Source organism: Bradyrhizobium sp. USDA 4353 (assembly GCF_054063215.1).
The window spans coordinates 1,438,088-1,458,018 of record NZ_JBSSGB010000001.1 but is presented as its reverse complement, the minus strand read 5'-3'; the positions used below and the strand labels follow the sequence as shown (position 1 = coordinate 1,458,018).

Below are 19,931 nucleotides of genomic sequence, written 5' to 3'. Positions count from 1 at the left end.
GGTCGGGGGTGGGGGTCTCACACCCGGTGAACTCAGTTCTGCGTAAGGTCCTACTCTTTCCCGACGATCATTCTTCAGCGTCGCGCGTCGCGACGCGAACTCATCAGAGAGCGTCGCCCGGGGACCCCCACCCCCGACCCCTCCCCGCAAGGGGGAGGGGGGCTCACCGTCGTTGTCGGACTAGCTCGACTCCGACTCGCAATTGCGCGTTCGGTCAAGCGTCAAGAATCCCGTCGTCGCATCCGCCATCGTCGCCGGTGCTCACATCGCTCGCCGCATTCGCCTGCGCCTGTCAATTTTACCTATGGACTTTCATCCGGGGATGACTAGCCTGACCTCAACGCCGCGCCAATGAAGGGACGCGGACTCGCGGATGTCGGCAGCGACGACTGCGAAGGTTGGGAGGATGAAAGTGATCGCGGCTGCGATGCGATATGTCGCTCGCCATGCGCTTGGGCGTCAGCAGCCTCGCTGCAATGACGCGGCCATCGTCCGTGACTCCTTTCGCCACACGCGCTGACCCATGAGCGCGCCGCTCATCTCCGTTCACGGCCTGTGCAAGAGCTTCCCCGGCGTTCGGGCGCTGCACAATGTCAGGTTCGAGCTGCTCGCCGGCCAGGTGCATGCCGTGATGGGCGAGAACGGCGCCGGCAAGTCGACCCTGATGAAGATCCTCGCCGGTGTCTACCGCAAGGATAGCGGCGAGATCCTCTACGACGGCGCGAGCGTCGATTTCCCAGGCCCGCGCGAGGCGCAGGCCGCCGGCATCGGCATCATTCATCAGGAGCTGCAGCTGATGAACCACCTCACGGTGGCGCAGAACATCTTCATCGGGCGTGAGCCGATGAAGGCGTTCGGGCTCCTGCTCGACGAGGACAAACTGAACCGGCAGGCGACGGAGCTGCTCGCCCAGCTCAATCTGGCGATCGACCCGCGCACGACAGTCGGCGGGCTGACGGTCGCCAAGCAGCAGATGGTCGAGATCGCCAAGGCGCTGTCGTTCAAGTCCCGCGTCCTGATCATGGACGAGCCGACGGCGGCGCTGAACAACCGCGAGATCGCCGAGCTGTTCAAGATGATCCGCGCGCTGAAGGCGCGCGGCGTCGGCATCGTCTACATCTCGCACAAGATGGACGAGCTGAAGCAGATCTCCGATCGTGTCACCGTGCTGCGCGACGGCGAATATGTCGCCACCGTCCCGACCGCTACGACGCCGATCGACACGATCATCGGCATGATGGTCGGCCGCAGCTTGAGCGACGCGCGCATCGTCGGCGCAGCACCGCCCGGCGAGGTCGCGCTCGAGGTGCGCCATCTCAATTGCGGTCCTCTGGTGCGCGACGTCAGCTTCACCTTACGCAAGGGCGAGATCCTCGGCTTCGCCGGCCTGATGGGCGCCGGCGGCACCGAGGTCGCGCGCGCGATTTTCGGCGCCGATGCGGTGCCCACCGGCGAGATCCGCGTCAACGACCGCCGGGTGACGATCCGAACGCCGGCGCATGCGGTCAACAACGGCATCGGCTATCTGTCCGAGGACCGCAAGCGCTTCGGGCTTGCCACCGGCATGGACGTCGAGTCCAACGTCGTGATGTCGAATCTTCCGAACTATCTCGCGATGAAGCTCATGCTGCGCAAGCGCGCGATCCGCGACACCGCCGGCCGTTTCATCAGGATGCTGAACATCCGCACGCCCTCGGCGACGCAAGAGGTGCGGCTGCTGTCCGGCGGCAATCAGCAGAAGATCGTGATCGCCAAATGGCTCGATCGCGATTGCGACATCCTGTTCTTCGACGAGCCCACGCGCGGCATCGACATCGGCGCCAAGAACGAGATCTACCGGCTGCTGCGCTCGCTCGCCGACCAGGGCAAGGCGATCGTGATGATCTCCTCGGAGCTGCCGGAGGTGATCAGGATGAGCGACCGCATCATCGTGATGTGCGAGGGCCGCATCACCGGCGAGCTCTTGCCGGACGAAGCCACGCAGGAGCGGATCATGCAGCTCGCCACCCAGCGCGACACCATGAAGGCAGGCACGGCGGCATGAGCGACCCGGCACTGGTCAAGGACCACAAGGAGAGCATGGCAACCAGCGGCGCTGTCGCCGCATTGCGTCGCCGGCTGCTCGGACCCGCGGCGCTGCAGAAGCTCCTGGCCTTTGCGAGCCTGGTGTTGCTGATGATCTATTTCAGCTTCGCGTCGCCGGCCTTCATGCAGACCGACAACATGATCAACATCCTGCAGGCGACGGCGGTCAACGGCGTGTTGGCGATCGCCTCGACCTTCGTCATCATCACCGCGGGCATCGATCTCTCGGTCGGCACGCTGATGACGTTCTGCGCGGTCATGGCGGGCGTGTTCCTGACCTATTGGGAGCTGCCGATGTGGACCGGCATCGTCGCGGCGATTGCCACCGGTGCCCTCAGCGGCGCGCTGTCGGGCACGGTCATCACCAAGATGAAGGTGCCGCCGTTCATCGCTACGCTCGGCATGATGCTGGTGCTCAAGGGCCTGGCGCTGGTCGTCTCCGGCAGCAAGCCGATCTACTTCACCAACACCGAGAGCTTCTCGATGATCTCGCAGGACTCGCTGCTCGGCGCCGTGGTGCCCGACCTGCCGATTCCCAACGCCGCGCTGATCCTGATCGTGATGGCGGTGCTCGCCTCCATCGTTCTCAACCGTACCGCGCTCGGCCGCTACACTTTCGCGATCGGCAGCAACGAGGAGGCGGTGCGGCTCTCCGGCGTCAATGTCGACCGCTGGAAGATCATCATCTATGCGCTCGGCGGCGCGATCTGCGGCGTGGCCGGCCTCCTGATCGCCTCGCGCATCAACTCCGCGCAGCCCGCGCTCGGCCAGGGCTATGAGCTCGATGCCATCGCCGCGGTCGTGATCGGCGGCACGTCGCTGAGCGGCGGCACCGGAACCATCCTGGGCACCATCATCGGCGCCTTCATCATGAGCGTGCTGACCAACGGTCTGCGCATCCTGTCGGTGGCGCAGGAATGGCAGTTCGTCGTCACCGGCATCATCATCATTCTCGCCGTCTATGCCGACATGCTGCGCAGAAAGCGCGCCTGACCGCGAGGAGAACGCGACCGCCGGCCTGCCGAGACGATCTCCACGACGACACGATCAACTAACAAACCAGAGGAAACACCCATGTTGCAAAAGCATCTTCTGAGCGTTGCGCTCGGCGCGCTCGTCATCGCCGGCGCGTCAACGGCCGCCCGTGCCGAGGACACCTACATTCCCCTCGTCTCCAAGGGCTTCCAGCATCAGTTCTGGCAGGCGGTGAAGCTCGGTGCCGAGCAGGCCGCCAAGGCCGCCAACGTCAAGATCACCTTCGAGGGGCCGGAGACCGAGGCCATGGTCGACAAGCAGATCGACATGCTCTCGGCCGCGCTCGCCAAGAAGCCGCAGGCGATCGGTTTTGCCGCGCTGGACTCCAAGGCGGCGATTCCGCTGCTGAAGAAGGCACAGGCCGCCAAGATCCCGGTGATCGCCTTCGACTCCGGCGTCGACAGCGACATCCCGCTGACCACCTGCACCACCGACAATCTCGCGGCCGCCGGCCTCGCCGCCGACAAGATGGCGGGCTTGATCGGCGATGCCGGCGAGGTCGCCGTCGTCGTGCACGACCAGACCAGCCGCACCGGCATCGACCGCCGCGACGGCTTCCTGAAGCAGATGAAGGACAAGCATCCGAACATCAAGATCGTCAGCGTGCAATATGGCGGCGGCGATCAGCTCAAGTCGACCGAGATCACCAAGTCGATCCTGCAGGCCAATCCGAACGTCAAGGGCATCTTCGGCGCCAATGAAGGCTCGGCGATCGGCGTGCTCAACGGCGTCAAGGAGATGAAGAAGAAGATCGTCGTGATCGGCTACGATTCCGGCAAGCAGCAGAAGGCCGCGATCCTCTCCGGCGAAATGGCCGGCGCCATCACCCAGAACCCGATCGGCATCGGCAGTTGCACCGTGGACTCGGCGGTCAAGGCGCTGAAGGGCGAGACCTTGCCCAAGGTCACCGACACCGGCTTCTACTGGTACGACAAATCCAACATCGGCGACTCGAAGATCGCGGCGGTGCTGTATGATTGAGAATGAGGCGAGGTCGGCAAAGAGTGAGCGCGTCTTCGTCCACCCACGTGATCGAGCTTGTCAGCGCGCTGTGCGATACAGCGCCCTCTCCCCTTGCGGGAGAGGGCATGCGCGGCCTCTCCAAGGATGCGGTCGGGTGAGGGGTCTCTCTCCGCACGCCTCACTCGTGGTGAGATACCCCTCACCCAACCGAGCTTGCTGCGCTGTCCTACATGCCCTCTCCCGCAAGGGGAGAGGGCGCATTCACAGGCAGCGCGCTCGTCTCCAAGTGAAAAATACTTCCGTGATGAGCTTCAAGTTCGCGAGCGCCCGTGCTTCAAAAGGACGACGACTGCTCGTCGGGCAAATCAGCTCCTCAATTTGCGCGATAGACGCGGCTCAACCGCGGCGGTCGCGGATCTTCCAGCCCAAAATCGGCTGCGCCGAAAAACTCATTTCGCCTGCGCAGTCAATCCGATGAGCTCGATCGCCCAGCCCGGGGCGAAATTTTCGCTTTCGTAATTCCGGAATTCGTGTTTTCTCATGGCCATCCCGTCTCGCCACGAGGGGCGTTTCGCGATCGTCACGAGGCGTGAGGCGGGGATGCGGTGGCCGCGAGGGCGCGCAGCATGTCGTTGAGATGTGCGGACGAACGAGGCTCTTGCGGACGTGAAGCTGTGTGGTCCTGGCGCCCCGAAGCTGGCGCCAAGCTTGGTGGTGATGATGATCCGCCGGGCGACGGTGGCTAACAAGCCGGACACCGAGGAGAGCGCAGAGTAAGCGTGAAGCCCATCGCGCAGGGAGGGCCGGGTCAAGCCGGCTGTACCTGTGGTTCCTGCCGCCTGCATTCTTTTTCGCAGGCGGGCCACGGGCCTCAGCCGAGGCCCGGCCTTCCCTGCGCCCTCGCTTTGAATGAGGGCCGAACGGACCACAGCACTCGGACGCGAAAAGCGGGCGCGAGGATGAAGCACCGCGCCGAAATGCCGGATGGAGCGTGCCGGTCAGCCAGACGCTCGAGCCAAGGTTGGCGACAATGATCGGCAGAGAACGACGAAGCGATGACGGTTGCAGACAACAAAAAGCCGGGCAGAGCCCGGCCTTTCGTCATTCCATGATGTCGCGCCGCTCAGTACAGCGGGATGCCTTGCGGGTAGCCGCCGAGGTCGGACGGCGGCATCAGCGGCTGGCGGTCGATCGGGCGGTTCAGGTTCTCGCGGGCGAAGGACGGGTAGCCGACCGCCGGCGGGAAGGCGTAGTCCGAGAACTTGCGGTCGCCCGGCAGCACTTCGGTGCCGCCATCCAGGAACGAGCGCCGGGTGATGTAGATGCGGGTGCGCGGGCCGGACTGGTAGGAATAGTTCGGGCCGTTGGACGTGACCGCCGCGGCGCGGCGCTTGGTGGTGGCGGCCTCGGCGGAGGTGACGGCGAAAGACGTGACGGCAAGGCCGGTCGCGGCGATCACCGCCAGGGCCATGACCCGGGTCGCAGCAGGAAATTCAATCATCACGTCCTCTTCCTCGCGCCTAAAGGGGCGGGCGCTCGCCATGCGCATGATTTGGCCCGCACAATATCTGGGTCGGCTGTGGCATCACAAGGTCATTCCCGCGACGGCGCGCAAGATAAATTCCGGCTGTGGCGGGAAAGTTGCATCAATTTCCGTCACTTGCCGGCGCGACCAGGGCGCGGCGGCAGCCCGCAACACACAGACGCAAATCGGCGGTCAAAACGTGCCGCGCAGCCGGGGATTGTCGAGCGCGGTGATCCAGTCGTTGAGGGTCTTGGCGAGCCCCGGGGCATCGCAATCGGCGCGCCGCGGCTCGGCCTGGGCGAACAGCTCCGCCAGGGCGGGGTCGCGGCCGGGGGACGACAACAGGGTCAGGCGGTTGAGCATGCAGCCGACCGCCGCGCGCCGGGTCTGCATCGCGACGCCCTGGCACGACCAGCCCGAGATCCGCAGCGCCGGCACGGCAATGGTCTTGAGAAAGCCGAGGCAGGCTCCCGGGCCATCCGGCGCGCCGGCTTGGCGCAGCAGGCTGACCGGGCCGAACCGGCTGTCGATGATCCCGGCCGCCTCGAGCTCGGGCGCCGGGCGTCCCATGCGGGCGGCGAGATGTCCGATCGGGTTGCGCATGCCCTCGCGCTCCGGGCCGATCCGGTAGACCTCGATCTCGGCGGCGGGCCGGTCGGCCGGCTCGCCCCAGCGCAGCACGTCCTTGCGGCCGCCGGCAGCGTGGCTCAGCACGGTATAGGTCGCGGTGCGGTCGGGCTGGTCGGTGAGGCGCAGCGAGAACGCGGGCACGGCGGCATCGGCCAGGGTCCAGCCGGCGCGGCCGGCGGGTGCGTCATCGCCGCTGTCGAGCCGGTTCCAGGCGGCCACGCCCAGCATGGCGATCAGCGCCAGAGCCCCCACATAGGCGAACAGACGCGCAAAGGTGCCGCACACCTCGTCCGCCACGGCTTTGAGGCCGGGCGAGATGCGGGACTTGCGGATCGTCGCGGCTGTGCTGGCCGAATCGGGATGCATCGAATGCGAGACGTCGTGGTAACGTTGTGTCAGGGACGTTTCTCGCATAGAAGCGCTGCCGCTTCCGTTTCCGCTTGTACGCGCGATCGGCCAAATTTCTTCGGAGAGTGAACGATGGGTTACAAAGTCGCAGTGGTCGGCGCGACCGGCAATGTCGGACGGGAAATGCTCAATATTCTCGATGAGCGCCAATTCCCCGCCGACGAGGTCGTGGCGCTGGCGTCACGCCGCAGCGTCGGTGTCGAGGTGTCCTATGGCGACCGCACCCTGAAGTGCAAGGCGCTCGAGCACTACGATTTTGCCGATATCGACATCTGCCTGATGTCCGCCGGCGGATCGGTGTCGAAGGAATGGTCGCCGAAGATCGGCGCCGCCGGCGCCGTGGTGATCGACAATTCGTCGGCCTGGCGCATGGATCCGGACGTGCCGCTGATCGTGCCGGAGGTGAATGCCGACGCCACCGCCGGCTTCAACAAGAAGAACATCATCGCCAACCCGAACTGCTCGACCGCGCAGCTCGTCGTCGCGCTGAAGCCGCTGCACGACAAGGCAAAGATCACGCGCGTCGTGGTGTCGACCTATCAGTCGGTGTCCGGCGCCGGCAAGGATGCGATGGACGAATTGTTCTCGCAGACCAAGGCCGTCTACACCAACGACGAGTTGGTCAATAACAAGTTTCCCAAGCGCATCGCCTTCAACGTCATTCCGCAGATCGACGTCTTCATGGAAGACGGCTTCACCAAGGAAGAGTGGAAGATGATGGCGGAGACCAAGAAGATCCTGGATCCGAAGATCAAGCTGACCGCGACCTGCGTGCGCGTGCCGGTGTTCGTCGGCCACTCCGAAGCGGTCAATGTCGAGTTCGAGAATCCGATCACGGCCGACGAAGCGCGCAACATCCTGCGCAACGCGCCGGGCTGCCTCGTGATCGACAAGCACGAGCCGGGCGGCTACGTCACGCCCTATGAGGCCGCCGGCGAGGACGCCACCTATATCAGCCGCATCCGCGAGGACGGCACCGTCGAGAACGGCCTCGCCTTCTGGTGCGTCTCCGACAACCTCCGCAAGGGCGCCGCGCTGAACGCGATCCAGATCGCGGAAGTGCTGATCAACCGCAAACTGATCACCGCCAAGAAGAAGGCCGCGTAAGCAGCGACCCGGCGCGAGGCAAATCCGCCACGAGGCTCGTACCTCGGCAAGTCGTGTTCGAGCTATCGCCGGCAACGGCAGTGCGCTCCCTCTCCCCGTCCTTTACGGGGAGAGGGTTGGGGTGAGGGGCAGACGCACGGGAAGTGTCGGCCGTGAGACCTGTACCCCCTCACCCGGATTGCATCTGTCGATGCAATCCGACCTCTCCCCGTAAGCGGGGAGAGGTTTTCAGCCGGCAGGCTGCATGACTTGTTTGGACGACAGAGCGAATTCCGGGTGAGGCCGCGCGTGGCAGAGAGCAGCAAGACCGAGCCGTCAGCGGCGCAAGTGCCCGCGCCGGCCAAGCACGCACCCGGTCCGCTCGAACGTGGCCTCGAAGGCTTCCTGTTCAAGAGCCGCTGGCTGATGGCGCCGTTCTATGTCGGCCTCGTCGTCAGCCTCGTGGTGCTGCTGTTCAAGTTCGCGCTGCTGCTGTGGGAGAGCGTCGTCCATCTGCCCACCGCCAAGGAAAGCGACATCATCCTCGGCGTGCTCAGCCTGATCGACGTCTGCCTGACCGGCAATCTGGTGCTGATCGTGGTGTTCTCGGGCTATGAGAACTTCGTCTCGCGCATCGATCCCGGCGGCCATCCGGACTGGCCTGAGTGGATGACCAAGGTCGATTTCGCCGGACTGAAACAGAAGCTGCTGGCCTCGATCGTCGCGATCTCGGCGATCCAGCTCTTGAAGGCCTTCATGAATCTCGACGCCGGCTACGACTCGGTCAAGCTCGGCTGGCTGGTCGGCGTGCACATGACCTTCGTGGTGTCGACGGTGATGCTGGCGCTCTCCGACCGCTGGTCGGGCGATCATTGAGAGGGGGCGAGTAGCGAGGAGTGATGACGGCAGACCAGTTCCTCGCATCTCCCGCTTCGCTACGCGACGGAACGCGCGCTCTTGAATTCCTTGCTCGCCTTGTCGAGCACGAACAGCGAGCCCTCGGACACACCGAAATAGGCGCCGTGAAGCTGCAGATCTCCCGCCTCGACGCGGCTGCGCACGAACGGGAAGGTCATCAGGTTCTCGAGGCTGCGGAACACCGCGGCCTTCTCGATCCTAACGACGAAGTCCTGAAAACTCTCCTGGTCGCGCTGCTCGACGACCTCGCCGGGCTTGATGAACATCGACATCCAGCGGCCGATGAAGTCGCCCGGGGACAGCGGCGCCGCCTTGTCCACGAAGGCGCGGATGCCGCCGCATTGCGCATGGCCGAGGATCACGATGTGCTTCACCTTCAGCACCGTGACGGCATATTCCAGCGCCGCCGAGACGCCGTGCGCGTTGGCATCGGGCTGATAGATCGGCACAAGGTTGGCGATGTTCCGGAGCACGAACAATTCGCCGGGGCCGACGTCGAAGATGACCTCGGGCGAGACGCGGGAATCGCAGCAGCCGATCACCATCACCTCGGGCGACTGGCCGCGCTCGGACAGCTCCAGATAGCGGCTCTGTTCGGTGGGAAGGCGCTGGGTGGTGAAGGCGCGATAACCTTCGAGCAGACGTTGCGGAAACGAGATCATGGGCCCTGCCTTAAACACACGAGGCCTGCGGGAACAAGCCTTTCGGCCCGGTGGCCGAAATGGTATCGCGGGCCGGCTCAATAAACCAAGGGAAACGCCGAAATGATCCGCCCGCGCCGCAGTCTCCTGTTCATGCCCGGCTCCAATGCCCGCGCGCTGGAGAAGGGACGGAACCTGCCGGCCGACGGGCTGATCCTCGATCTCGAGGATTCCGTGGCGCCCGACGCCAAGGCGCCCGCGCGCGAGCAGATCGCCAAGGCGGTCGCCGCCGACGGCTATGGCAAGCGCGAGCTTCTGATCCGCATCAACAGCCTGGATACGCCATGGTGGAGCGACGATGTCGCCATGGCCGGCCAGACCGCGACCGACGGCATCCTGGTTCCCAAGGTCTCGACCGCCGACGATCTGCGCCTGGTGACGAACCGCCTCGCCGAGGTCGGCGCCGATCCGGCGTTGAAGGTGTGGGCGATGATCGAGACCGCGCGCGCCGTGCTCGATGCCGACCTGCTCGCGGCCACCGTGCATGAGGAAGGCTCACGGCTCGCCGGCTTCGTGTTCGGCCCGAACGACATTTCGCGCGAGACCCGCATCCGCATGGTTCCGGGCCGCTCGACGATGCTGCCGATGATCAGCCATTGCATCCTGGCGACGCGCGCGCATGGGCTGGAAATTCTCGATGGTCCCTACAGCGATTTCGCCAACACCGATGGCTTCTCGCAGGAATGCATCCAGGCCCGCGATCTCGGCTTCGACGGCAAGACGCTGATTCATCCCGGCCAGATCGACACCTGCAACGCGATCTTCACGCCGCCGGCGGCCGAGGTCGCGGAGGCCCGCAAGATCCTCGCCGCGTTCGAGCTGCCGGAGAATGCGTCGCGCGGTGCGATCCAGATCGACGGCCGTATGGTCGAGCGGCTGCACGCGGACATGGCCAAGCGCACCATCGCCATTTCTGATGCGATCGCCGAGATGGCGAAGTAGTTGAGACGGAGGAGGACGCGCCGCGTCAGATCTGCCTGAGGCTGAGGATGTAGTTGACGAGATCGCCGCGCTGCTCCGGCGTCAGGATGACGTTGGGCATCGTCGGGTGGCTGCTTTGCAGGAACACCTTCAGCGACAGCTCGGTCGTCGACGGCATGTTGGCGACCGCCGCGAAATCGGGCGCGGTGCGGGTCTGGGCCCTGGCAGCGCTCGCATCGATGGCGTGGCACGGGCTGCACCAGGCTTCCGCCAGCTTGCGGCCCGCCTGCACGCTCTCCGCCGCGGGTGTGGCGCCGTTGGCATAGTGCAGCCGGATCAGCAGCATCGCGACGAGCGCGAGCAGCAGCGCGGCGCCGATATGCAGCCAGGTGTTGCGGTGCAGGTTGGGCATGCTCATCGCGTCGCTCCGCTACGGGGAATGGGAGAAAGGCGATCAGTGCTTGGTGACGGCGACGCCCAGGCGGTCGATGGTCGGCGCGTTGAGGCAGTACTCCTCGTAATGCGCGCCGGAGGTGCCCGCCGCGAGGTCGCGATGGCAGCGCGGCTTGTCCTTGCACATCGCGCAGACCCGCTCCATGTCGCGCAGCACCAGCGGCTCGGCACGGCCCAGCGCCGCCTCGTCGATGCCGAGCGCCTTGAGCATCAGCGGCAGCTCGTCGGCGGCGTGCTCGCCCTGACGGACCAGCTCATCGAGATCGGCCGGCGTGACCTGGAGGTCCATCGCGATGCGCTCGAAGTCGTCGCGGTCGAGCTGCCGGAGTTCGCTCAGCTCGCGCCGGTGCCGCAGCCATTGTGCGAATGTGTCGATGAGAAACTGCACGCGGGGATAGGGCTTGGCTTGGGCAGGCATGGCTCGTCTCCGATGATTGCCTGCAATCAATCACCGCCTGACCGCGCGGACGTTGCGGTAGATCAAGCAGCGGAACAGCCTTGCCGAGGGCGCAGACTGTCAGGCGCCGAACCGCTCCGTGGCCCAGGCATACAGGCTGCCCGGAATCGGCGCTTCGCCGCCACGGCCCTTCGGCGAGATGTGCAGGCCGATGATGCCGGGATCGCTGATCAGGCCGGAGAAGTCGCTGGGGTCGAAGAACGCCTTCGGTTCGGCGTGCACGGCATAGAAGCTGCGCTTCGGCAGCGCATGTCGCAGCGAGCCGTGACGGCGGGCCAGCGCGGTCAGCGCTGCGGGCCCGAAGATGGCCACGCGGATGTCCGACAGGCGGTCGGAGCCGCCACGCAGGCGACGCAGCGCGAAGGTGACGCGGTGGCGCAGCGACAGCCAGTTCGGGGTCAGCGCGTCCTGCGCCATCAGCGCGTCGAATTCGGCGACGATCGGATCGTCCGGCGGCAGATACAGCGCGGAGTTGCCGAGCTGCCGCGGGCGCTCCCAGGCGAAATAGGGCAGCGCGGGGTCGATCTCGACTGGGCGCAGCAGCAGCACGTCGGCATCGAGCCAGAGGCCGGCGCGTTGCGCCATCAGCCGCATCCGGAAGAAGTCGCTGAACTGCAAGGTCGTCCAGTCGCGCCAGCTACCGTCCGGCTGCGCCGGCCGCAGACGCTCGGAGAACGCATAGGGCAGGATCGCCTCGGCCGCTTCATTGCCGACGCCGTCGGGCAGGCCGGGCAGCGGATCGAAGCTGTAGACGGTGACGTTGTGGCCGGCGGCGAGCTGCGAGCGCAGGCAGGTCTGGCGCAGCCGGTCGAGCGGTCCGCGCCAGAAGGTGACGACCTCGGGCAATACGCGCGTCAACGGCGGACCTGTGCTCGGACTACTCTCGAAACAAGGCCCCGGACGTGGTCCGGGGCCCGCGAACTCTGTTCGGTCAGAAAGGGCTCAGGCCCAGGCGCGCTCGGCCAGCTTGGCCTCGTAGCTGTCGATCGAGGCCTTCTTCTCGAGCGTCAGGCCGATGTCGTCGAGCCCGTTGAGCAGGCAGTGCTTGCGGAACGGGTCGATTTCGAACTTGACGGTGCCGCCATCCGGGCCGCGGATCTCCTGGGCAGCGAGGTCGACCGTCAGGGTCGCGTTGGCGCCGCGCTCGGCGTCGTCGAACAGCTTGTCGAGATCGGCCTGCGACACGCGGATCGGCAGGATGCCGTTCTTGAAGCAGTTATTGTAGAAGATGTCGCCGAACGAGGTCGAGATCACGCAGCGGATGCCGAAATCCAAGAGCGCCCAGGGGGCGTGCTCGCGGCTCGAGCCGCAGCCGAAATTGTCGCCGGCGACCAGGATCTTGGCGTTGCGATAGGCCGGCTGGTTGAGCACGAAATCCGGGTTCTCGCTGCCGTCGTCCTTGTAGCGCTGCTCCGAGAACAGGCCCTTGCCGAGGCCGGTGCGCTTGATGGTCTTGAGGTACTGCTTGGGGATGATCATGTCGGTGTCGACATTGATGATCTTCAGCGGCGCGGCGACGCCTTCCAGCGTGGTGAACTTGTCCATCGGGGAGCACCTTCGAGAATATCGAGCAGGCCGCTGTTTAGCCCGATTGGCGAGGCGGATAAAGTCAAATTGGCCGGAAAATCGGCCGCGCCGGTCAGTCGGCGGCGGCCTCGATCGCCTCCATGTCCTCGTCGGACATGCCGAAATGATGCCCGATCTCGTGGATCAGGACGTGGCGGACGATGTGGCCGAGGCTCTCGTCGTGCTCGGCCCAGTAATCCAGGATCGGGCGGCGATACAACCAGATCATGTTGGGCAGGCGCGGCAGGTCGTCATTGCTGCGGAACGGCAGCCCGGTGCCCTGGAACAGGCCGAGCAGATCGAACTCGCTCTCCGCCTCCATCTCATCGAGCACCTCCTCGGTCGGGAAGTCGTCGACCCGGATGATGACGCCCTCGCACATCCCACGGAAATGCTCCGGCAGGCGCTCGAACATCTCGTGCGCCATGGCTTCCATGTCGGCGAGCGAGGGGGCTTTCAGATCGGTCCACATGCCGCCTTCTAGCCCGGCTTTGATCATCTTGCATCCCGCTTTCTGCCGCGCGCAGCGGTTGACGCGGGCAGTGAAAACGGCGACCGTCCGCGGCGCGCGATTTGGATGTGGGGGACGCATGCGACAGAAGTCGGTGATGCTGGCCGGGACGGCGCTGGTTGCGGCCGTCGTGATGTCGATGTCGGCAGGCGTGCGGGCGGAGCCGGCGGCCCGGACGGAGCTTCACGCCGCTCGGAGCGACACGGACGTTTCCGCACAGCGACGCCCGCGGCGCATCATGATCTATCCGCGCCGCTATGAGGGCCATTGGGATCCGGACGTCGTGCCGCGCTACAATCCCGGTCCCAATGCGGTGCGCGTGTGCGACGCGTCTTATGTTCCGGAGCATCGCCCGAGCGGCACGGTCATCGTGCCGCATATGAGCTGCACCTGGCGGCGCGGTTGATCTGCTCTGCCGCGTGACAGCTGTGACACAGTGCCGATATGTCGCGATATCATGCGGAACCGCGTGCGGCATTTCGGCATTCTGCCCGGGCGCAGGTCTTCAGGTCCCATTCACGTCGCTCGTTCGAGACTGATCTGCGTCGTACCGCAGCGGCGGCCATCAGCGGAGATGGCGGTGCGCGGTGCCCGGCGTGATGTCAGGCGATCGAAGGAGAAGTTCATGACTGTGATGAAGCTGTTGGGCATTGCGGCGGTCGGCGCCGTCTTGGCTTTGGCGGCGCCTGCGCAGCGCGCAGAGGCGCTGTCGCTGAGCAATCCAGGCGCTGCGACAGCAGTGCAGCAGGGCGCCGTGCAGGAGACCACTCAGGCGCATTGGCATGGTCGTCGCCACCATTGGCATCCGCGCCGGCATTACTACCCGCGGCATCACTACTATCCCCGCCACCACTGGCGTCCGCATCACTATGGACATCACTACGGGCATCGCCATCACGGCCGCTGGTGAGCGACCGCCTCAGCGCCGTCGTGCATGATCGACATCAAACAGGCCCGCTTCGCGGGCCTGTACGCTATTGGTAGGCTGGCAAGGAGGTCTGCCATGAAAAGGTCGATCACCAAGACTCGCACCAAGACTCCTAGCAAGACCTGGATCGGCATCGTGATGCTCTCGATGCTGCTGGCAAGCTCGGCTGCCACCTCTCCGGCGATCGCAGCTTCCTTCGGCGTTGATGCGAGTCGCTCGACGACCGCGACGGAGTCCGGCACGCGCAGGCACGCCCGTTCGTGGAAAGCGACGAGATCAATTGTGATGCCGCCCCGCTACTATGGCCGCCCCGTCGACTACGTGCCCGCTGTTCCGCCGGGCCCTTTCGTCCTGTTCACGCCATTCCACGATTGAAGCGCACGCAGCCCGCGATTGTCGGCGTTCGCTGATCGAATGACTTGCGCACGCTTAGCTGCAAAATCCCCTGCACGAGCAGCACGGCCTTGTCGCTGTCCCAGTCTCCCTCGAGACTCACACGCTGATCCTCTGCCGCGACGCCACGCCGCAGATGCGCGCGCAGCGTGCATCATTCATGCCGCATTCACGTCGCTATCTCTACGTTCATGTGGGGGTGCGCCAATCGACCGATCGGACGACCAGCAAGGGCGCTGCATGGGTCCATCGTTATTGCACGGCATTCAGGGAGAAGGGACCATGATGAGGATGAAGGACCAGCGTGCTGGTCTTGTTCGTCGCCTCAGTCTTGCGGCGGCGGCGCTGTTTGTTTTCGCGGGTGCGTCAGGTCGTCCTGCGGCGGCGATGTCGCCTGTCAGTCCAGGCGCAGGGCCGGCAAAACAGGTGTCGTCTGACGCCTTGATCCAGGTGCGAGGACCCGGCGGTCACGGTGGGGGCGGTGGCTTCCATGGCGGAGGCGGCTTCCATGGTGGGGGCGGCTTTCACGGTGGCGGCGGTTTCCATGGAGGGCCTGCCTTTCACGGCGGCGGCCATGGCTTCGGCGGCGGACCGCGTCCGGTGTTCCACGGCGGCGGTCCGGTGTTTCATGGTGGAAGCGGTCCGCGGCCGGTGTTCCATGGCGGTGGCGGCTACCACCATTACCCGCATTACGGCTACCGGCCGTACTACCATCATCATCGCCGGCACTTCTACGGCTACCGCAGCTACTACTATCCGACCTACACGACGGCCTATTACTACCCGTATCGCCGCTGCCGGATCGTCTACACCTATTACGGCCCGCGCCGCATCTGCCACTACCGGCACTGGCGGGGTCATCACTGGCGCCATCATCACCGGTGGCACCATCGTCACCACCGCCATCACTGGCGCTACTACTGACGAACTGACAGCCTGATCGACACGACGAAGGACGCCGAGCGGCGTCCTTCTGTCGTTTCAGCGGGATGAATTCGGCGCTGCGTCAGAGCCAGTCCTTGAACTGCCAGTTCTTCACCGTCAGCTTCCACGGCACCAGCGTCTCCAGCCGCCATTTCGCGAACCGCCCGGGCGGCCAGTTCGACAGCCGTCGCTCCTCCTTCGGCTCTTCAGCCTTGGCGATGATCTTGGCGGGCGGCGTCTTGCGGCGCTGACGCGTGGCATCGCGGATGAGGTCGACGTATTCCGGCTTATCGGCCATCGTGGGCTCCTCGGCACGTTCCTCCGCCGGCGCAACGCGCCCGGCGGTAGGATTGTGCGCGACGAGGTTTAAGGAGCTCTTGCCAAGTCGTGTCGACGTTGAGTCGAAAAGAAACGCGGCGGCTCCTTCCGAAGCCGCCGCGTTCGTTGGTCAATCGGTCGCCGTGCAGCTCTGCTGCGCCAGCGACATCAGCTCAGCGCCAGTCGCGCACGTCGACGAAATGGCCGGCGATCGCGGCGGCTGCGGCCATCGCGGGCGACACCAGATGGGTGCGGCCCTTGAAACCCTGACGGCCCTCGAAGTTGCGGTTCGAGGTCGAGGCGCAGCGCTCCTCCGGCGCCAGCTTGTCCGGGTTCATGGCGAGGCACATCGAGCAGCCCGGCTCACGCCATTCGAAGCCGGCCTTGATGAAGATCTTGTCCAGACCCTCGGCCTCGGCCTGCTCCTTCACGATACCCGATCCCGGCACGACCATCGCGTTGACATGACCGGACACGGTCTTGCCTTCGGCGATCTTGGCGGCGGCGCGCAGATCCTCGATACGGCCGTTGGTGCAGGAGCCGATGAAGACGCGGTCGAGCTTGATGTCGGTGATCTTGGTGCCCGCGGTCAGGCCCATGTACTTCAGCGCGCGATGCTTGGAGATACGCTTGGCTTCATCAGCAATCTTGTCCGGATCCGGCACCATGCCGGTCACCGAGATCACGTCCTCGGGCGAGGTGCCCCAGGTCACGATCGGCGGCAGCTTGGCGGCGTCGAGGCGCAGTTCGTGGTCGAAATGCGCGCCCTCGTCGGAGCGCAAGGTCTCCCAATAGCGCATCGCCGCATCCCAGGCCGCGCCCTGCGGCGCCTTGGGGCGGCCGCGCAGGAAGTCGTAGGCCTTCTCGTCCGGCGCGACCAGGCCGGCGCGGGCGCCGCCCTCGATCGACATGTTGCAGACGGTCATGCGGCCTTCCATCGACAGCGCGCGGATCGCCTCGCCGGCATATTCCAGCACGTAGCCGGTGCCGCCGGCCGTGCCGATCTCGCCGATGATGGCGAGGATGATGTCCTTGCCTGTCACGCCGTCCGGCAGCTTGCCGTCGACGGTGACGCGCATGTTCTTCGCCTTCTTCTGGATCAGCGTCTGCGTCGCGAGCACATGCTCAACCTCTGACGTGCCGATGCCGTGCGCCAGCGCGCCGAACGCGCCATGCGTCGAGGTGTGGCTGTCACCGCAGACGATCGTGGTGCCAGGCAAAGTGAAGCCCTGCTCGGGGCCGATGACGTGCACGATGCCCTGGCGGCGGTCGAACTCGTTGTAATATTCGATGCCGAAGTCCTTGGCGTTCTCGGCCAGCGTCTTGATCTGCTCGATGCTCTCCGGATCCGGGTTCGGCTTGGAGCGGTCGGTGGTCGGGACGTTGTGGTCGACGACGGCCAGCGTCTTTGCCGGCGCATGCACCTTGCGGCCGGTCATGCGCAGGCCTTCGAACGCCTGCGGCGAGGTGACCTCGTGGACCAGGTGACGGTCGATATACAGCAGGCAGGTGCCGTCCTCGGCTTCGTGCACCAGATGGTCGTTCCAGATCTTGTCGTACAGCGTGGTCGGTTTCGACATGAGCGAATGCTCCCGGGAATGAAGGTGTGAAACTGAGCGCGTGGCGGGCACGCGCGAACAATCAGGACGAGGCGCTGCGGCTTACAGCGCGCGCCTAAGCTCAGAGGTCGCCGACGTCGCGAACCGTCCGAAGAACCGCCCGGGCAGCCGGCTATGATCGTCGATGACGACGCGGCGGCAGGCCATGCTGGTGCGATCTAGAACCATTTCAGGGAGATATATAGCACGCGAGCCGCGGAGTGCGAGATGCGTTTGTCGCCAGGCGTCATCGCGAGCGAAGCGAGGTCTCCGCCGAAGCTCGAAGAGCGAAGGCGGAAGCAATCCCGGGCTGAGCAAGGACTCTGGATTGCTTCGTCGCGGAGCTTGTCATCGGGCTGCGCTTCGCGCGGACCCGTTGGCTCCTCGCAATGACGGCGGGGCAGAGCAAAACAAAAAAGCGCGGGGCCAGCCCGCGCTTTTCGTCAATCCATTGGAAGCAACGATTACTCGTTGACCGCGGTCTGGCGGTCCTGCTTCTCGACGATGCGGGCCGACTTGCCGCGCAGCTGGCGCAGGTAATACAGCTTGGCGCGACGCACCTTGCCGCGGCGCACGACCTTGATGGAGTCAATCATCGGGGAGAGGATCGGGAACACGCGCTCCACGCCCTCGCCATAGGAGATCTTGCGGACGGTGAAGCTCTCATTGATGCCGCCGCCGGAACGTCCGATGCACACGCCCTCATAGGCCTGCACGCGGGTGCGCTCGCCTTCGACCACCTTCACGTTGACGATCACGGTGTCGCCCGGGCCGAACTCCGGAATGGTCTTGTTGGCGGACAGCTTGTCAAACTGCTCTTTTTCGAGCTGCTGAATCAGGTTCACGGGTAAATCTCCATCGGCGGCGCGCCCAGCCGGGTCACGCGGGCTGCGCTTGTTCCTGCCGTCACTTGCGGAATTGGGCGCTCCTATAAGGCAAAGCGCGAGGCTTGTCACCCGTCTGTCGTGCTTTTTGGCGCTTTTTGGCTGGTCCTGCTTTGTTCCCGGGGCTGACGCGCCTGCCATTCGGCCCAGAGATCCGGCCTGCGCGCCTCGGTGAGAGCCTCGGATTGCGCCCGGCGCCACCCGGCGACTTTGGCGTGATCGCCCGAGGTGAGCACATCCGGAATCGTACGGCCCTCGAAGACCTGCGGCCGCGTATATTGCGGGTACTCAAGTAGGCCGTCGGAGAAGCTCTCGTCTGTGCCGGATTCGAGCTTGCCCATCACGCCCGGCAGCAGCCGCACGCAGGCGTCGATCAGCACCAGCGCGGCGATCTCGCCGCCGGACAGCACGTAGTCGCCGATCGAGACCTCGATGAGCTCGCGCGCGTCGATGACGCGCTGGTCGATGCCTTCAAAGCGGCCGCAGACGATCAGCGGCCCGGGGCCGTCGGCGAGCTCTCGCACGAAGGCCTGGGTCAATGGCCGACCACGCGGGCTCATCAGCAGCTTTGGACGGTCCGGCGCGATAGCCGCTGCGTCGATCGCGGTGGCCAGCACGTCGGCCCGCAGCACCATCCCGGGGCCGCCGCCGGCGGGCGTGTCATCGACGCTGCGGTGCTTGTCGGTGGCCGAGGCCCGGATGTCGCGCGCCTCCAGCGACCAAATGCCTGATGCCAGCGCGCGGCCGGCCAGGCTCACGCCGAGCGGCCCGGGAAACATCTCGGGAAACAGCGTCAGCACGGTCGCGTGCCACGGCGCAATGGGAGAGGGCGAAGCGGTCATGATGCGCCGAACCTTAATCGGCGCTGCTTCGAGGTGAAAGTGGCGTAGCGCGTGCCCGCCGTGTCACTCCTTGCGCCCGTAGTCCACCAGCTCGATGGTGTGATTGACGCGCAGCAGGTTGTCCGATCGGGTCGTGACCGTGCGTCGAACCCAGTGATCGACCGACGGGACGTACCATGTCACCATGACGGTCTCGGATTTGAGCGACGGATTACGGACAGGGTAGAACGAATAATTGGTTTCGATCTTGTAGGCATCGAATGTCCCGGCCTTGGTCTTGACCTGCTCCTGCGTGCTGACCTTCGATTTGCCGGACCATTTCCAGGTGAAACCCTTTTCCGTGTTCACCTGCTCGACCTTCAGATTCCAGTCTGCACCGACCGACAACGGCTGGACGACGCCGAGGCCATCGTGCGGCGTGAATCTCATGGCCTCCCTGGATTTCAGGTTCCAGTTTCGGTCGTAGACAAGGAAGCCCTTCTTGTCCTTGTCCGCTTCGTTGGTGAAAATGATCGCGATCTGCGTCGGAGTCACCTCAGTGATGGTGTCGGTCCGCTTGGCGATCGTCTTTCCGGAAATCTCGTCGTGCAGCTCATAGGTCCAATGGTCGCCTGGCCGCGGCTCGTCCATCGCGACGGCGGGCGATGGCGTCGGCTTGGCGCTGTCCGAAGAGGTCGGCGCCTGTTGCGCCACGGCGGGAAGGGTGACGAGGCAGAGCAGCGAGGCGAGCAATGCGCGCATGGTGATTTTCCGGAACAGGGAGGGACGATCGTGCGGTCTGGCGG

At 65.2% G+C, this 19,931-nt stretch carries 23 protein-coding genes; 10 read left to right on the top strand and 13 right to left on the bottom strand.

What is annotated here, in order from left to right; all coding sequences use genetic code 11:
• Positions 1-523: 523 nt before the first annotated feature.
• The 3 genes from ACVILH_RS06485 (at position 524) to ACVILH_RS06475 (ending at position 4,101) form a co-directional block, all read left to right on the top strand.
• Positions 524-2,044, top strand: coding sequence for a sugar ABC transporter ATP-binding protein (locus ACVILH_RS06485; protein WP_456712158.1), 1,521 nt, complete (start codon positions 524-526; stop codon positions 2,042-2,044).
• Entirely contained in the window at positions 2,041-3,078 is a 1,038-nt protein-coding gene (locus ACVILH_RS06480; protein ID WP_456712157.1) for an ABC transporter permease, read from the top strand. The genes ACVILH_RS06485 and ACVILH_RS06480 overlap by 4 nt, the downstream gene beginning before the upstream one ends.
• Positions 3,079-3,159: 81 nt before the next feature.
• Positions 3,160-4,101 (top strand): substrate-binding domain-containing protein, encoded by a 942-nt coding sequence (locus ACVILH_RS06475; RefSeq protein ID WP_456712156.1) that lies wholly within the window; start codon positions 3,160-3,162, stop codon positions 4,099-4,101.
• A gap of 1,105 nt (positions 4,102-5,206) precedes the next feature.
• On the opposite strand, the gene ACVILH_RS06470 is transcribed toward ACVILH_RS06475, so the two are convergent.
• Both ACVILH_RS06470 and ACVILH_RS06465 read right to left on the bottom strand, forming a co-directional pair.
• Positions 5,207-5,584 (bottom strand): hypothetical protein, encoded by a 378-nt coding sequence (locus ACVILH_RS06470; RefSeq protein ID WP_456712155.1) that lies wholly within the window; start codon positions 5,582-5,584, stop codon positions 5,207-5,209.
• A 216-nt stretch (positions 5,585-5,800) separates the two neighbouring features.
• A complete protein-coding gene (locus ACVILH_RS06465; RefSeq protein ID WP_456712154.1) occupies positions 5,801-6,604 on the bottom strand; it encodes a hypothetical protein in 804 nt (267 codons plus the stop codon).
• A 114-nt stretch (positions 6,605-6,718) separates the two neighbouring features.
• Between ACVILH_RS06465 and ACVILH_RS06460 the strand changes: the two genes are divergently transcribed.
• The gene (locus tag ACVILH_RS06460; RefSeq protein ID WP_456712153.1) at positions 6,719-7,753 is read left to right on the top strand and encodes an aspartate-semialdehyde dehydrogenase; all 1,035 of its coding nucleotides are present in this window, start codon (positions 6,719-6,721) and stop codon (positions 7,751-7,753) included.
• A 288-nt stretch (positions 7,754-8,041) separates the two neighbouring features.
• The gene (locus tag ACVILH_RS06455) at positions 8,042-8,608 is read left to right on the top strand and encodes a TIGR00645 family protein (protein WP_456712152.1); all 567 of its coding nucleotides are present in this window, start codon (positions 8,042-8,044) and stop codon (positions 8,606-8,608) included.
• Positions 8,609-8,667: 59 nt separating this feature from the next.
• Here the strand turns inward: ACVILH_RS06455 and ACVILH_RS06450 are convergent, their stop codons facing one another.
• A complete protein-coding gene (locus tag ACVILH_RS06450) occupies positions 8,668-9,312 on the bottom strand; it encodes a carbonic anhydrase (protein WP_456712151.1) in 645 nt (214 codons plus the stop codon).
• Between the two features lie 102 nt (positions 9,313-9,414).
• Here ACVILH_RS06450 and ACVILH_RS06445 point away from each other — a divergent pair, with 102 nt between their 5' ends.
• Complete coding sequence (locus ACVILH_RS06445; protein ID WP_456712150.1) at positions 9,415-10,293, top strand: HpcH/HpaI aldolase/citrate lyase family protein; 879 nt, start codon at positions 9,415-9,417, stop codon at positions 10,291-10,293.
• A 25-nt stretch (positions 10,294-10,318) separates the two neighbouring features.
• Here the strand turns inward: ACVILH_RS06445 and ACVILH_RS06440 are convergent, their stop codons facing one another.
• The 5 genes from ACVILH_RS06440 to ACVILH_RS06420 form a co-directional block, all read right to left on the bottom strand.
• The gene (locus ACVILH_RS06440; protein ID WP_456712149.1) at positions 10,319-10,690 is read right to left on the bottom strand and encodes a c-type cytochrome; all 372 of its coding nucleotides are present in this window, start codon (positions 10,688-10,690) and stop codon (positions 10,319-10,321) included.
• Positions 10,691-10,726: 36 nt separating this feature from the next.
• Complete coding sequence (locus ACVILH_RS06435) at positions 10,727-11,143, bottom strand: hypothetical protein (RefSeq protein WP_456712148.1); 417 nt, start codon at positions 11,141-11,143, stop codon at positions 10,727-10,729.
• Between the two features lie 99 nt (positions 11,144-11,242).
• Positions 11,243-12,040: a hypothetical protein gene (locus ACVILH_RS06430; RefSeq protein WP_456712147.1), complete on the bottom strand. Its 798-nt coding sequence runs from the start codon at positions 12,038-12,040 to the stop codon at positions 11,243-11,245.
• 84 nt (positions 12,041-12,124) lie between these two features.
• Positions 12,125-12,727, bottom strand: a complete 603-nt coding sequence (leuD, locus tag ACVILH_RS06425; protein ID WP_456712146.1) for a 3-isopropylmalate dehydratase small subunit — start codon at positions 12,725-12,727, stop codon at positions 12,125-12,127.
• A gap of 94 nt (positions 12,728-12,821) precedes the next feature.
• Entirely contained in the window at positions 12,822-13,220 is a 399-nt protein-coding gene (locus tag ACVILH_RS06420; RefSeq protein WP_456716887.1) for a metallopeptidase family protein, read from the bottom strand.
• A 136-nt stretch (positions 13,221-13,356) separates the two neighbouring features.
• Between ACVILH_RS06420 and ACVILH_RS06415 the strand changes: the two genes are divergently transcribed.
• The 4 genes from ACVILH_RS06415 (at position 13,357) to ACVILH_RS06400 (ending at position 15,504) form a co-directional block, all read left to right on the top strand.
• On the top strand, positions 13,357-13,665 hold the full coding sequence (locus ACVILH_RS06415) for a hypothetical protein (RefSeq protein ID WP_456716886.1): 309 nt from the start codon (positions 13,357-13,359) through the stop codon (positions 13,663-13,665).
• Positions 13,666-13,884: 219 nt separating this feature from the next.
• Positions 13,885-14,169 carry a hypothetical protein gene (locus ACVILH_RS06410; RefSeq protein ID WP_456712145.1) on the top strand — a complete coding sequence of 95 codons (285 nt, stop codon included), beginning with the start codon at positions 13,885-13,887 and terminating at the stop codon, positions 14,167-14,169.
• Positions 14,170-14,262: 93 nt separating this feature from the next.
• The gene (locus tag ACVILH_RS06405) at positions 14,263-14,562 is read left to right on the top strand and encodes a hypothetical protein (protein ID WP_456712144.1); all 300 of its coding nucleotides are present in this window, start codon (positions 14,263-14,265) and stop codon (positions 14,560-14,562) included.
• A 300-nt stretch (positions 14,563-14,862) separates the two neighbouring features.
• The gene (locus tag ACVILH_RS06400) at positions 14,863-15,504 is read left to right on the top strand and encodes a hypothetical protein (protein ID WP_456712143.1); all 642 of its coding nucleotides are present in this window, start codon (positions 14,863-14,865) and stop codon (positions 15,502-15,504) included.
• A gap of 82 nt (positions 15,505-15,586) precedes the next feature.
• Here ACVILH_RS06400 and ACVILH_RS06395 read toward each other — a convergent pair whose 3' ends face one another.
• From ACVILH_RS06395 to ACVILH_RS06375, 5 genes are all read right to left on the bottom strand, one after another.
• Positions 15,587-15,802, bottom strand: coding sequence for a hypothetical protein (locus tag ACVILH_RS06395; protein ID WP_456712142.1), 216 nt, complete (start codon positions 15,800-15,802; stop codon positions 15,587-15,589).
• A gap of 193 nt (positions 15,803-15,995) precedes the next feature.
• On the bottom strand, positions 15,996-17,402 hold the full coding sequence (gene leuC / locus ACVILH_RS06390) for a 3-isopropylmalate dehydratase large subunit (RefSeq protein ID WP_456712141.1): 1,407 nt from the start codon (positions 17,400-17,402) through the stop codon (positions 15,996-15,998).
• A 482-nt stretch (positions 17,403-17,884) separates the two neighbouring features.
• Positions 17,885-18,265 carry a 50S ribosomal protein L19 gene (gene rplS, locus ACVILH_RS06385; protein WP_006611497.1) on the bottom strand — a complete coding sequence of 127 codons (381 nt, stop codon included), beginning with the start codon at positions 18,263-18,265 and terminating at the stop codon, positions 17,885-17,887.
• A 107-nt stretch (positions 18,266-18,372) separates the two neighbouring features.
• A complete protein-coding gene (gene trmD, locus ACVILH_RS06380) occupies positions 18,373-19,146 on the bottom strand; it encodes a tRNA (guanosine(37)-N1)-methyltransferase TrmD (RefSeq protein ID WP_456712140.1) in 774 nt (257 codons plus the stop codon).
• 63 nt (positions 19,147-19,209) lie between these two features.
• Positions 19,210-19,887 carry a hypothetical protein gene (locus tag ACVILH_RS06375; protein ID WP_456712139.1) on the bottom strand — a complete coding sequence of 226 codons (678 nt, stop codon included), beginning with the start codon at positions 19,885-19,887 and terminating at the stop codon, positions 19,210-19,212.
• Positions 19,888-19,931: the final 44 nt, after the last annotated feature.